Source organism: Olleya sp. NP1-10 (assembly GCF_055804415.1).
The window spans coordinates 1,057,064-1,069,812 of sequence record NZ_CM147840.1 but is presented as its reverse complement, the minus strand read 5'-3'; the positions used below and the strand labels follow the sequence as shown (position 1 = coordinate 1,069,812).

Genomic DNA, 12,749 nt, shown 5'->3' with positions numbered 1-12,749 from the left:
AACAATACAAACACATCTTGAAAGCTATGACTTTGGTTGGTTATTAATTTAGTTATTAAAGATGTGTTTATATTTAAAACCAATATTATGAAACCTAATAAACTATTACTTCTAATTACTTTAATTTGTGTGACGCCTTTAATAATAATGTCTACAAATAATGATGTACAAATTGTAAGTAAACTAAAACCTATTAGCGACAATAGTATTAGTAGTCAAAATACTGCTTACAATAACAGTACAGATTTAAAAATTGGTGATAGCTACTTTGATATTAAAGTCAAAGTGCCACATTTTAAAATAAATAACAAAACCAAAAATGTAAGTATAAATAGCCCTTCAAACATTTATATTTTGGACCAAATAGCACACAAAGATTTAACAAAATACACAATTGCTAATACAGTAAAAATTATTGATATTATTACTAAAAAGTAATCTTAATTAATTAGTTAATACTTAAGTATTATCTTTATTTTGCAACTAAAGATTAATTATGACATTATTTTTTAAATTTGATTTTAATGCCATTTGCCAAACCGTTTTAGAACAAGTACTTAATAACAATAATATTAAGTACAAAAATGTAGGTTTTGGAGAAATTGAAGTACTAGAAAAAATCACTCCTGAAAAACAACAAGATTTACAAAATGAATTAGATACATTTAACATTGAAATTGTTGAAAATCAAAAAAGCATTTTAGTTCAAAAAATTAAAGACACTATTACAGATATGGTTTTTAATGAAGATACAGTTGTAAACGTAAAAAGCTCTGTATATCTATCTGAAGCTTTAGGACACAGTTATGGCTATTTATCTAATTTATTTTCTGAAGTCACTTATACTTCCATAGAAAATTTTATCATTATTCAAAAAATAGAATACGCCAAACAACTAGTTATCAAACAAGATTTAAGTTTAACCGAAATAGCTTTTAAACTTAACTACTCTAGCGTAGCACACCTTAGCACACAGTTTAAAAACACAACAGGTATAACACCAACAGCTTTCCAACGTATTATTGCAAAACGAAGAGATTTAAACCAACAAAATAATTAATAGTATGCAAGAAGACTATATTAATATAATATTAGCAGATGATGACGAGGACGACAGAATGTTTTTTACTGATGCTTTTGAGGATTTAAAAATGACTACAAAAGTACAAACCTTTAACGATGGTGTGTACTTAATGGATTACCTTAACAGCTCTGAAGCAACGCTACCTAATGTGTTATTTTTAGATTTAAACATGCCAAGAAAATCTGGTTTAGAGTGTTTACAAGAAATCAAGCAAGATTCTAAATTTAAAGACATTGCAATTGCAATATACTCTACCTCTGCCTCAGAAGAAGACATAGAAAACACTTTTGTACAAGGCGCTAATATTTACATAAAAAAACCAAGTAGCTTTAAAAAATTAAAAAAAGTGTTATCCGAAGTCGTCACTATCAATTGGCAATATCACACCAATAACATGAATAAAGATAATTTTTTGCTACGTCTTTAGACTATGATAAAAACACTATCAAATAATATCTCTTTTTTAAGAGCTATGTTGTACATAAGCGCACTAGTAATATTAGTTGTAGGTGCGTTAACTTACAGAAGTGTTACTGAGGTTACAAAATCATCAGAGATGATTACCCACACTTATAAAGTTAATGTAGAGCTGGAACAGATTTTATCGTATCTAAAAGATGCCGAAACCGGACAACGTGGCTATATTATAACTAACGACTCTGTATTTTTAGAGCCATACCTTTCTGCAAGAAACCGCATTAATAATAGTTTTGCCGAACTTAAAGTCCTAACAAAAAATACACCTCAATTAAAATCTAAATTAATTGATGTCAATACATTAATTAATAAACGACTTATAGCTTTTAAAACATCCTACAGATCTTTACCAAAAAATGACATTGAAGACCCTAATTTTATATCTAATTTCAGGAATGGTAAAACTTTAATGGATAGCATTAGAGATCAAATTAAAGGTGTTATAAAATTACAAAACAACTTACTTAATAAACGCAGTGATGAGTACAGAAGCGACCTTATGGCAACACCATTACTTTTGTTTTCATTATTACTTTGTTCGTTAATATTAATGTATTTAGCTTATAATAGCATTTACAAAAACATTAAACGTCTTAAAATTACTAACGAAGAATTAGAAATTTTTAAAGAATCGACTAATCAGTCAGAAATAGTAAGTAAACATGGTAGTTGGACTTGGGACCAAAATAATGACGTGTTTACATTTTCTGACAACCTATATAGACTACTAGGCGAACAACCACAATCTTTTAAGCCTACCATCCAAAATTTTATGCAATACGTACATCCAGAAGATGTAGAACAGTTAAGTGAACAGGTAGAAGACATGAAAAAAAATGTCGAACTTCCTTACATATACTATCGTGTAGTGCATAAAAACGGAAACATTAAACACCTCAAAGCTTACGGTAAATCTATAATAAATGAAGAAGAAGAAACCGTTTTACTTGGTACAACAGCAGATATTACAGACGAAATTATAAGTTTTAGAGCACTAGAAGAACGTAACCTTGAGTTAGAACGCAACAATCAAGAATTATCATCCTTTAATTACGTTGCCAGTCATGATTTACAAGAACCATTAAGAAAAATTCAAACTTTTTTATCTAGACTTGAAGATGAAGAAGCTGAAAAATTATCAGAACGTGGGACAAGATACATAGATCGCATACAAAACGCAGCCACTAGAATGCGATTATTAATAGATGATTTACTTCAGTTTTCTAGGTCTAACAAAGCAGACAAAGTATTTGAAGAGTCTAATATAAACTTACTGCTTGAAGCAGCAAAACAAGATTTGGCTGAAGTCATTTCAGCCGAAGATGCTGTAATAATTTCGGACGCATTTCCCTCCATGACAGTAATACCGTTTCAAATACAGCAACTATTTGTTAACTTACTTGGTAATGCAATAAAATACAAATCAGAAAACAGACCTCCTGTAATTAATATTAAACATCAAGTAATAGAAGCAGATAACGATCCTCAAATTACAAAACCAACCAAACCTTTTTATCATAAAATAACTTTTACAGATAATGGGATTGGATTTGATAACGAGTACGCAGATCAAATATTTGTTTTATTTAGCAGGTTACATAACAAAGACGAGTATTCAGGAACAGGTATCGGATTATCTATATGTAAAAAAATAATAGAAAATCATAAAGGACATATAATTGCTAAGGGTAAACCTGGTATAGGTGCAACCTTTATAATTTACTTACCAATAGATTAAATTAAAACATAAATACATTTCTAAAACCTTACTATCGTAAGGTTTTTTTATACAAATTACTTTCTTCAAGTAGAAATCATATAACCAAACAAAAAAATGATGTAACGCAAAACCTTCCGTTATGTTGCAACTTTGTATTGTATTTAAATAGGAACTTAAACAGGTATGAAAATTCTATAAACAATACAAAAAATGATGTAACACAAAACTTTAGTAACGTTTGCATCTTTGTAACATCAAATTATTTACAATGAAATATTTAAAAACTAGAAGATTTACAATTCTAATCTTGTTAGTAATCGCAACAATAAGTTTAAGTTTTAATTCTTGTGACGAATTAATTAAAAATAAGGATAAAGAAAAGCAAGAACAAGAACAAAAAAATAAATCTATAACAAATAACAAAAACGAAGCTAAGCTTCTACTAATGTTGTCTAAAGATAATCATGATGTTATCAAACTTAGTAAAACTTTACAACAAATAATCACAAAAGACAGCATTGCAGACTTAGTCAAAACCATTGAAAAGACTCACATTAACATTGCAAAAGAATTTAGCGAAGTTGCAAGTGACAAACTAATTTCAATACCAAATTACACTGAGGTTACAGTACAACAAACCATTGATCAAGATAATTTGAATTACAAAATACAAACATTAAAAAAGCTTAGAGCTAAAATTGATAATCAATTGTATTTGCTAGAAAAACTTTCAAAAACAACAAATAGCAAAGACTTTCAAAACATTTTATCAGAAACAGACTCTAAAATTAACAAAAGCTTAAATAAAGCTGATAACATATTAAACAACTTAAATACTAACAGTTAAAAAAATATTATGAAAACTATATTCACATTACTATTCGCAACAACTATAACATTATCAAACGCAGCTGAACTTGACATCATAGACAGTCAACTTTTTGACAGCAACCCAACAGAGGTTATTAACAACAAAGTGAAACAACAAGTTTATCAATGGACAGTAAAGACAACTTCAGGAGTATTTACTGGAACAGCAGATAATTTATCTGAAGCTAATCAACAAATAGCAATGGTAACTAAATCGTCTCAAATCATTGAAAAAAAGATTTCAAACATCAACTTAAGTAACGCAAAAGGAAGAGAGCGTATTTATACTTGGGGAGTTGTTACAGATCGTGGTTACGCTACAGGAGTATCAAAAACATTAAACCAAGCAAAAGAAATGGTAAAACTTATGGGTAATCTTGAAGTACCAAAATCAAAGATTATCGAATCATTTAAAACAACCAAATAATTATTAACCAATAAAAAAACAAAACACCATGAGAGGACTACTTTATATTATAGCAGTAATACTTGTAATAGGTTGGGCATTAGGATTTTTTGTCTACAGTGCAAGTGGATTAATACACATATTACTAGTCATTGCAGTAATTGCAATACTATTAAGATTAATAGGAGGAAAAGGCGTCTAATTATTTAGACTGATAACATCAACAAAAACAAAATAAACAAACTAAAACCCAACATGAAAAGATTAATATTATCAATTGTAGCTATTACAATTACAGCATTTAGCGTAAATGCACAAGACATTTCAAAAAATGCACTAGGATTAAGATTAGGAGATAACGATGGACTTGGAGCCGAAATATCTTACCAAAGACATCTTAACGATAACAATAGACTAGAGTTTGATCTAGGCTGGAGAGACTCAAATGATTTTGACGTAGTTAAAATCGTAGGGCTTTACCAATGGGTCATGCCAATTGACAATAATTTTAACTGGTACGTTGGTGCTGGAGCAGGATTTGGATCTTATGATGCCAACGAAGTAGACGGAACATTTGCTTTAGTTGCAGGTGACATAGGTATCGAATATGTTTTTGATATCCCTTTACAACTGTCTCTAGATTTTAGACCAGAAATTGGATTTGACGACGATTACAGTGACGATGTTGATTTTGACATTGCATTAGGTATACGTTACAGATTCTAAAAAACAATTACAAACCAATAAAAAACACACTATGAAAACGACACAATCAAACCAAGACTTAGTAAGCTCATTACAAGATTTACTACAAAAAAACTACGATGCAGAAGCTGGTTATAAACAAGTAATGACCAAAACTAATAACGAACCTTTAAAAAACTGGTTACAGCAAAAAGCATTACAACGTAATACTTTTGCTACCGAATTAGATTTTCAAATCAGAAAACATAACGCAGAGCCTAAAGCGTCTGGAACTATCAAAGCAGACTTACACAGAGGTTGGATAAACATTAAATCTACACTATCTGCAGATACAGACGAAGCTTTAATGGAAGAATGTATTAGAGGTGAAAAAGCTAGTATTAAGGAATATGAAGACCAATTAGAAAATTTTAATGCTGACACAGAAATTCAAACTATCGTACAATCGCAATTAACTACTGTAAAATCTGCATTAAACACTGTTAAAAGATTGGAAGACATTATAGGCTAATCTAAAACTTAATAAAAATTACTATGAAAAAGATAATATTTACAGTTTTAGCCTTAACCGTTTTAACCACAACTTTTATTGCTTGTAGAGAAGATAATAACAAAGAAGAAGTTATACAAGACATGAAAGATGATGGTGCAAAAATGCAAGTTAAAGACGATAAAGTAAAGTTGGAAACCGAAACTAAAAAAGTTAAGATTACCGACGACGAAATTAAAATTAAAGACAAATCTTAAAACCAAAAAACCATGAGAAAAATAGCATATACAGGTATTATTATGTTCTGTTTAGCAATTACATTAACAGGATGTAGAGAAGAAACCACAGGAGAAAAAGTAGAAGACGCTGTAGAGAGCGCTGCAGATGATGTTGAAGATGCGGTTGATTAATTACATTTTTTACACAAAAAAGGCTCGCAATTATTTGCGAGCCTTTTTATTTTTATAAAGTACCGTCTACTTTCCAAGCATTAACAACTCATTGCAAACCACTTCGGTTGTATAACGCTTCATACCATCTTTATCTTCCCATGTTCTAGTAGTAAGCTTTCCTTCTACAGCAATTTCCTTTCCTTTTAAAACATACTTTTCTACAATATCAGCAGTTTTTCCCCAAGCAACAACTTGATGCCATTGTGTATCTGTAATTTTTTCGCCTTTTGAGTTTTTATAACTTTCGTTTGTAGCCAATGTAAATCGTGCTAATTTTTTACCAGATTCAAGATTAATAATTTCAGGATCTTGTCCAAGATTTCCAATTAATTGTACTTTGTTTCTTAACGTATTCATAAGATAAGTTTTTTATAATATTGAATGTCATTTGTTCTATTCAACACTGCAAAGATGATTTATTAACCAACTTTTAGTCGGTTGTTACGCATTTAATGTCGATTGTAAACGTTTGTTGTCGTTTGTAAACGGAAATAACGTATCTTTAAAACTTAAACCAACGCATTATGAAACAATCACTTACACTATTAGCATTAGTTTATTATTTAACAAGCATTGCACAGAGTAATACTATAAAATTTGATAAGACAATGGCTTCACCTAAAGCTAATTTATCTCAAGTTGTGCTTAATTATGACAGAACCTAAGAAAAAGACAATAAATGATAATATGCGAAGAACTTGTTTCTTTTGTTCTGAAATTATTGAGGACAAAAAAACTCAGGAACATATAATTCCTGATAGCCTATTAGGAAAATTAGGCATTAAAGAGGAGACAGTTACTGGTAAAGGAGTGTTTCAATATAGTCGTGTAAAGGTTCCTGCACATAAGGATTGTAACAGTAATTTTGGGAGTGAATATGAAAATGAAATTCTCAAATTACTTGATGAACCAGAGAAACTATTTGAGGAAATCAAAAAGGAAGAATCTGGAATATCAATAATTTATAGCCCAAACAATTCTTCAACATCTTTAATTTCCACTTGGCTTTCCAAGATTTATTACGGACTATTTTATAATGATTATTTAAAAATAGACGATTTAGAACACAAAGAAACTGCTGAAAAGATAATTAACACCGACAATTTTAGAATGATACAAAACGCATATAAAGGTGGTGTCGGATTTTGCCTTCCATCAAGTTTATACGTGTTCGAATCTGATAAAGATTTTTTTGATTTAAGGACTTTTGTGTATCCCAAAATGATAATGATTAAAATCAAAAAAATGGTTTTCATTTTGGCAATAGAAGATGGTTTTTTGACAAAGAACTATCTAACTAAAGAATTATTATCGGATTTTAGAAAAAGTCTATTATTGGAGGAACAAAGAAATGATAAATTTCCACTTCATCTTTATGCACTTGCGGAGATAATGGTTTTGAGGATGTGTATTCCTAAGTCACCTTCGTTTGTTTACTCTAAAAAAGAAATAATGAATATGAGTTTATCAACTGGAGTGAAAAACCCTGAAGAATATTATAAAGTTGACGAAGAACTAATTGCAGAAACTCGAAATGAAATACTTGAGAGTTTTAATGTGAAAATAAAATAACTAAGCACAACAAAGTACTGTGGTAAAAAACAAGTAAAAACTCATTAATTTTTTAATAAAGTACTTCTGTAATTATTATCAAATATCAGCCCTGATTTAGCGATTGCAAAAGCCTGTTTTAATAGCTTATTACAAACGGCTATTAAAGCTAATTTTTTACTCTTCCCTTTGGCTACTAATCGATCGTATATTGCTTTGCAAGCATGGTTATATTTACAGGCATTAAAACTGCACATAAATAATAAATTTCGGAGCTTTTGATTTCCTATTTTACTAATTCGCGGACGTCCTTTTACACTACTTCCACTTTGACGGATCACTGGTGTTAAACCTGCGTAACTACACAATTCACTTCCGCTTGTAAAACGATCAAATCCATCGGTTAAAACCACTAACATTAATGATGTTTTGGGACCAATTCCTGGAATACTTTTTAAGCGTGTTAAAACATCTTGATGCACTTCTTTTACTAAAACTAACAATTTATCTTCTATCATTTTTAGCTCTTTCTGAACTTGTTTTAAACTGCGTTTTAAAGAGCTAACTACTACTTTACTTGGATTGCCTAAAACAGCTTCGCCATGTAGTTTATTTTTTAACATTGTGCTTTGTTTTGTATACAAACCAAGGAGTCTGGTCATTTGAAGACATTCTAATTGATGTTTTGAATTGCCTTTCCAAAGCTTTAATTCTACATGTTTGGCATATTCACAAATCAACTTAGAGTCACTTTTGTCTGTCTTTATTTTAGACAATTTCATTTGTATAAATCGTTTTACGGCTAAGGGATTTTCTACCGAAACTTTAACCCCTTCTTCTTGTAAATAATAAGCTAATTGGTAATGATAATAACCCGTAGCTTCCATAACACAATGACTATTAAAATCTAACAGTTTTGCAAACTTTTTAAACCCAGAAATACTGTTTTTAAATTGGTAATAATTACCATCAGAATCTGTTACATCAAAAACTAAATGACTGATGTCAAGTCCAAAATATTTTATATCTTTATTCATAAGAAAATGTTTTTTGAAAGGACAAGCTACGCGAGTTTCAACGACTTAAAATCGAGGTCTAAAAGCCTCATAGAACTGTACGAAATCTGGGTAGTAAAAGAGAGGGGATTTTCAATGTTGACGAGATCATAGTCTCTGCGTGTATATTAACCTTATTCCTCTCTTTTGTGCTTTCTGTTTATGTTTCTAATTTAATGAATTACAAACTTAAGACGTGTATAATTCATTGCTAGTACTCGCCTACTTACGAAAATCCTCGCGGATTTTCTATTCGGTTTGTATTTGCTAATTTAGTTGCTGAAACACGCAACGAAATCATACACGTATTCCAAGATCAAATCCTAATAAAAAAACATTTTTTTAAGCTGCATATTGATCAAGAACCACATAAGGTGTTCCTCTCTTTACCACAGCAAAAGCTCTTGCTATTAATTTATTTCGAACATTGTTGACTGCAATCATAGTTTTTTTACCCTCACCTAATTTTCGTTTGTAATATAAACGCAACTCACTATCGTGTTGTATAGCTGATACTGCTGCCATACTCAATAGACTTTTCATTTTTCTATCTCCTAAATAATGACATTGTTTTCGTCTATGGATACTTGTTCCTGAGCGATGTTCATAGGGTGCGGTACCGCAATAACTTGAAAATGCTCGCCAATTATCAAAACGGGTAAAATTACCGGTGTGATATATTAATTGACATGCCACTACCAAACCTATTCCTTTTAAACTACTTAATAATTTATAGTTTGTATTCATCGATTCATTCGCTGATATAATTTCTTTTATTCGTGCTTCAACACTGGTTACTTGCTTGGTTAAATAGTCTATACTGCGTTTTAAACTAATACAACCTAAATCTGTTGTTGGGCTAGATAAAAGCATTTTCATTTCTTTTAAAGTCCCCTTAAGTCCTGCATTGTTTCTAACTATTTGGTCGCGCAAGGCTAACAATCTACCTAATTCTAATTGTGAATTACTCTTGACACTGCTTGGCGCTAACTCTTCTCTATATAGCCATGCGTATCGTGCGATTAGCTGAGCATCTAATTTATCCGTCTTTTCTTTAACTATTCCTGAAGAGCGCTTGATTTTTAAAGGGCTCTCTTCTACATAAACAATTGATTGATTACTTAAATAAAGGGCCAGTTTTAATGAGTAATAACCTGTATTCTCAAAACAATAAAATAAAGACCTTCCTTTTGCTTGCTTTAAAACCCATTTTATAAGACTTTTATAGCCTGTTAAATCATTTACAAACACTTTGTGTACTTCACTTTGATAACAATAAACATCTAATGTTTTCTTTGAAACATCGATTCCTACAACTTCTTCATAATTTTTCATATTTTTACAATTACAGTTAATAATTATGTTGCTTTAACTACTTCCTTTATCGGGAGATAATACTTCTAGTATTCCAAATGGTTCTTTGCAACTTTATAGAAAGAGAGGACTGGTACGTGTCATGGACCTAATATTCTAAAACACGTTGTAGTTCTCCTCTTTTTCTATCTAAATATAATTTATTACAAACTAAAGAAATACGTTGACTGGATCCAAGGTCACTGGAAAGGTGAAGCTTTTGGTGGAATTACAGAAGAAATCTGGAATCCACCACTTGGTGACTCTATGATGTTTAGTTTTAAATTAGTAAGTCATGGAAAAGTTGTTTTTTATGAACTTGGTGGAATAAGAGAAGTAGATGATACATTAATTTTTCAGTTGAAACATTTTGGTAATGATTTTAAGGGTTGGGAAGAAAAGGACGAAACAGTTGATGCTAAGTTGGTTAAAATTGAAGATAACAGAGTGTATTTTGATCAATTTACTTTTGAAAAAATAAGTGATTCTGAAATTAATATTTATGTAGTTTTAGAGGATAATGGTAAAACTGAAGAGGTTAAATTTAACTATAAAAAGTAAACATGAATATTAATATTGAAACTGAAAGATTACTACTTCGCGAACTTAGAAGTAGTGATTTAGAGGGTATGTTTGAGTTAGATTCTAACCCAAATGTCCACAAATATTTAGGTAATAAACCTATTAAAACAAAAGCGGAAGCTAAAATAATTTTAGATAGTGTTTTTAAACAATATCAAGAGCGTGGCATTGGCAGATTTGCTATTATAGAAAAAGCCTCTGGAGAATTTGTAGGTTGGTCTGGTTTACGATTAAATACAGAATACAACATGAATGGTTTTACCAAATATTATGACATTGGTTATAGATTAATTGAGCGATTTTGGGGTAAAGGTTATGCTACCGAGTCTGGAAAAGCCAGCCTAGATCATGCTTTTAACACCATGAAATTATCTGAAATTTATGCTACTACTGAGGTTAATAATCAAGCATCACATAACGCACTTTTAAAAATAGGCTTAAATTACATTGAAGACTTTTATTTTGAACAAGAACAATTAAATTTACGTTGGTACGCCTTAAAAAACCCTAATTTATGAATAAAACTTGTCCTGAATGTGGAGACAAAATAGTTGGTCGAATAGATAAAAAATTTTGTAGCGATGGTTGTCGCAACAGCTTTAACAATAAAGTCAATAAAGACGGAAAAAACTTAATTAGAAATATTAATAACCGGTTGCGTAAAAATTGGCGAATTTTAGAAAATCTAAATCCTGAACAAAAAACCAAAACAACCAAGACTAAATTAGAGTCCAAAGGTTTTGATTTTAATTATTTTACAAGCATTTACACTACAAAAGCTGGTACAATATATTACTTTGTTTATGACCAAGGATATTTACCTTTGGACAACGATTTTTATGCACTTGTAAAACGACAATAATATTATGAAATACTTTTATTTACTACTAATAGGCTTAAGTTTCGGTTGTACAAAAAACACAAAATCTAGTGGCAAAGCTTCGGTAAAAAAAGATACTATTGCAACTCAAGTGGCTCCTATTCCGCTTGACGGAAAAAAAGCAAATTATTTGTACACTTTTGCTTATAATTGTGTGGATCAAGAGTATCCTAACAAACTTAATCAGGTACTTGGTGATGGTAGTTATTTAAAAACACCTCAAGAGTTACATCCTGCTTTTTACGGCTGTTTTGATTGGCACAGCTCTGTACATGGGCATTGGACTTTGGTAAATATTTTAAAATCGTTTCCAGAGTTTAAGCATCGTGATGACGTTTTAAAAAAACTTAAAACAAGTATTACTGAGACTAATATTTTAAAAGAAATTGAATATTTTGATGATCAGTACAACAAAACTTTTGAACGCACTTACGGTTGGGCTTGGTTACTTAAATTATCCGAAAGTCTTAAAGATTGGAATACTACCGAAGGTACTACTCTAGCCAAAAACCTTGAACCTTTGACACAACTTATTGAAGAAAAATGCATTGATTTTTTCAATAAATTAAATTATCCTATCCGAGTTGGTGAACATCCAAATACTGCTTTTGGAATGAGTTTTGCACTGGATTACGCTAAAAAATACAGTCCAGAATTAGAGCAAGTTATAATTAAACAGGCTAAATTATTTTATTTAAAAGATAAGGGTTGTCCTATTACTTGGGAACCTGGTGGTTTTGACTTTTTATCACCTTGTTTACAAGAAGCTTCTTTAATGGCTAAGGTGTTACCAAAAACAGACTATATTGCATGGTTAGACCAATTTTTACCTAATTTTAGAGATCAACCATCAAATTATATTAGCACTGTTGAAGTTGTTGATAAAACAGATGGAAAAATGGCACATTTGGATGGTCTAAATTTTAGTCGTGCTTGGTGTTTGTATCAAATTGGACAAACTTTAAACAATAATAAAATGTTGCTTTTAGCCAATACTCATTTTGATGCTAGTTATTCTAAAATGGATTCTGGCGAGTATGCTGGAGCGCATTGGCTAGCCTCTTTTGCATTATATGCTTTACAAACTGGACAACAAAACATGTAACGTATCTTAAAGTTGTTAG

The 12,749-nt window shown here is 30.5% G+C and carries 20 protein-coding genes; 17 read left to right on the top strand and 3 right to left on the bottom strand.

Annotated features, from left to right (window positions below; all coding sequences use genetic code 11):
- Window positions 1–87 precede the first annotated feature (87 nt).
- The 11 genes from AC0L4B_RS04895 (at window position 88) to AC0L4B_RS04845 (ending at window position 6,162) form a co-directional block, all read left to right on the top strand.
- Entirely contained in the window at window positions 88–438 is a 351-nt protein-coding gene (locus AC0L4B_RS04895; RefSeq protein WP_473438798.1) for a hypothetical protein, read from the top strand.
- Window positions 439–496: 58 nt separating this feature from the next.
- A complete protein-coding gene (locus AC0L4B_RS04890; protein ID WP_028290271.1) occupies window positions 497–1,060 on the top strand; it encodes a helix-turn-helix domain-containing protein in 564 nt (187 codons plus the stop codon).
- 4 nt (window positions 1,061–1,064) lie between these two features.
- Window positions 1,065–1,511 carry a response regulator gene (locus AC0L4B_RS04885; protein ID WP_473438797.1) on the top strand — a complete coding sequence of 149 codons (447 nt, stop codon included), beginning with the start codon at window positions 1,065–1,067 and terminating at the stop codon, window positions 1,509–1,511.
- Window positions 1,512–1,514: 3 nt separating this feature from the next.
- Complete coding sequence (locus AC0L4B_RS04880; protein ID WP_473438796.1) at window positions 1,515–3,299, top strand: sensor histidine kinase; 1,785 nt, start codon at window positions 1,515–1,517, stop codon at window positions 3,297–3,299.
- 250 nt (window positions 3,300–3,549) lie between these two features.
- Window positions 3,550–4,128: a hypothetical protein gene (locus tag AC0L4B_RS04875; RefSeq protein WP_473438795.1), complete on the top strand. Its 579-nt coding sequence runs from the start codon at window positions 3,550–3,552 to the stop codon at window positions 4,126–4,128.
- A gap of 9 nt (window positions 4,129–4,137) precedes the next feature.
- Window positions 4,138–4,578 (top strand): hypothetical protein, encoded by a 441-nt coding sequence (locus AC0L4B_RS04870; protein WP_473438794.1) that lies wholly within the window; start codon window positions 4,138–4,140, stop codon window positions 4,576–4,578.
- 28 nt (window positions 4,579–4,606) lie between these two features.
- A complete protein-coding gene (locus AC0L4B_RS04865; protein ID WP_116823882.1) occupies window positions 4,607–4,759 on the top strand; it encodes a lmo0937 family membrane protein in 153 nt (50 codons plus the stop codon).
- A 53-nt stretch (window positions 4,760–4,812) separates the two neighbouring features.
- Window positions 4,813–5,283 (top strand): hypothetical protein, encoded by a 471-nt coding sequence (locus AC0L4B_RS04860; RefSeq protein WP_473438793.1) that lies wholly within the window; start codon window positions 4,813–4,815, stop codon window positions 5,281–5,283.
- Window positions 5,284–5,314: 31 nt separating this feature from the next.
- Window positions 5,315–5,773, top strand: coding sequence for a ferritin-like domain-containing protein (locus AC0L4B_RS04855; RefSeq protein WP_473438792.1), 459 nt, complete (start codon window positions 5,315–5,317; stop codon window positions 5,771–5,773).
- Window positions 5,774–5,796: 23 nt separating this feature from the next.
- A complete protein-coding gene (locus AC0L4B_RS04850; protein WP_473438791.1) occupies window positions 5,797–6,009 on the top strand; it encodes a hypothetical protein in 213 nt (70 codons plus the stop codon).
- A 12-nt stretch (window positions 6,010–6,021) separates the two neighbouring features.
- On the top strand, window positions 6,022–6,162 hold the full coding sequence (locus AC0L4B_RS04845) for a hypothetical protein (protein ID WP_162874891.1): 141 nt from the start codon (window positions 6,022–6,024) through the stop codon (window positions 6,160–6,162).
- A 66-nt stretch (window positions 6,163–6,228) separates the two neighbouring features.
- Here the strand turns inward: AC0L4B_RS04845 and AC0L4B_RS04840 are convergent, their stop codons facing one another.
- On the bottom strand, window positions 6,229–6,561 hold the full coding sequence (locus tag AC0L4B_RS04840) for a single-stranded DNA-binding protein (RefSeq protein ID WP_028290279.1): 333 nt from the start codon (window positions 6,559–6,561) through the stop codon (window positions 6,229–6,231).
- Window positions 6,562–6,728: 167 nt separating this feature from the next.
- Between AC0L4B_RS04840 and AC0L4B_RS04835 the strand changes: the two genes are divergently transcribed.
- Together AC0L4B_RS04835 and AC0L4B_RS04830 are read left to right on the top strand one after the other, a co-directional pair.
- Window positions 6,729–6,869 (top strand): hypothetical protein, encoded by a 141-nt coding sequence (locus AC0L4B_RS04835; RefSeq protein ID WP_473438790.1) that lies wholly within the window; start codon window positions 6,729–6,731, stop codon window positions 6,867–6,869.
- On the top strand, window positions 6,856–7,776 hold the full coding sequence (locus tag AC0L4B_RS04830; protein WP_473438789.1) for a hypothetical protein: 921 nt from the start codon (window positions 6,856–6,858) through the stop codon (window positions 7,774–7,776). The genes AC0L4B_RS04835 and AC0L4B_RS04830 overlap by 14 nt, the downstream gene beginning before the upstream one ends.
- Window positions 7,777–7,820: 44 nt before the next feature.
- Here the strand turns inward: AC0L4B_RS04830 and AC0L4B_RS04825 are convergent, their stop codons facing one another.
- Window positions 7,821–8,792: an IS110 family RNA-guided transposase gene (locus AC0L4B_RS04825; RefSeq protein WP_473438788.1), complete on the bottom strand. Its 972-nt coding sequence runs from the start codon at window positions 8,790–8,792 to the stop codon at window positions 7,821–7,823.
- Window positions 8,793–9,152: 360 nt separating this feature from the next.
- A complete protein-coding gene (locus AC0L4B_RS04820; protein ID WP_473437236.1) occupies window positions 9,153–10,145 on the bottom strand; it encodes an IS110 family RNA-guided transposase in 993 nt (330 codons plus the stop codon).
- Window positions 10,146–10,277: 132 nt separating this feature from the next.
- On the opposite strand from AC0L4B_RS04820, the gene AC0L4B_RS04815 reads away from it, so the two are divergent.
- Genes AC0L4B_RS04815 through AC0L4B_RS04800 form a run of 4 tightly spaced genes read left to right on the top strand, consistent with a single transcriptional unit; the run spans window position 10,278 to window position 12,730 of the window.
- A complete protein-coding gene (locus AC0L4B_RS04815) occupies window positions 10,278–10,724 on the top strand; it encodes a DUF6265 family protein (RefSeq protein WP_473439396.1) in 447 nt (148 codons plus the stop codon).
- A 2-nt stretch (window positions 10,725–10,726) separates the two neighbouring features.
- Window positions 10,727–11,263 (top strand): GNAT family N-acetyltransferase, encoded by a 537-nt coding sequence (locus AC0L4B_RS04810; protein ID WP_473438787.1) that lies wholly within the window; start codon window positions 10,727–10,729, stop codon window positions 11,261–11,263.
- Window positions 11,260–11,607 (top strand): hypothetical protein, encoded by a 348-nt coding sequence (locus AC0L4B_RS04805; RefSeq protein ID WP_473438786.1) that lies wholly within the window; start codon window positions 11,260–11,262, stop codon window positions 11,605–11,607. The genes AC0L4B_RS04810 and AC0L4B_RS04805 overlap by 4 nt, the downstream gene beginning before the upstream one ends.
- A 4-nt stretch (window positions 11,608–11,611) precedes the next feature.
- Window positions 11,612–12,730 (top strand): DUF2891 domain-containing protein, encoded by a 1,119-nt coding sequence (locus AC0L4B_RS04800; RefSeq protein WP_473438785.1) that lies wholly within the window; start codon window positions 11,612–11,614, stop codon window positions 12,728–12,730.
- The last annotated feature ends 19 nt before the right edge of the window (window positions 12,731–12,749 follow it).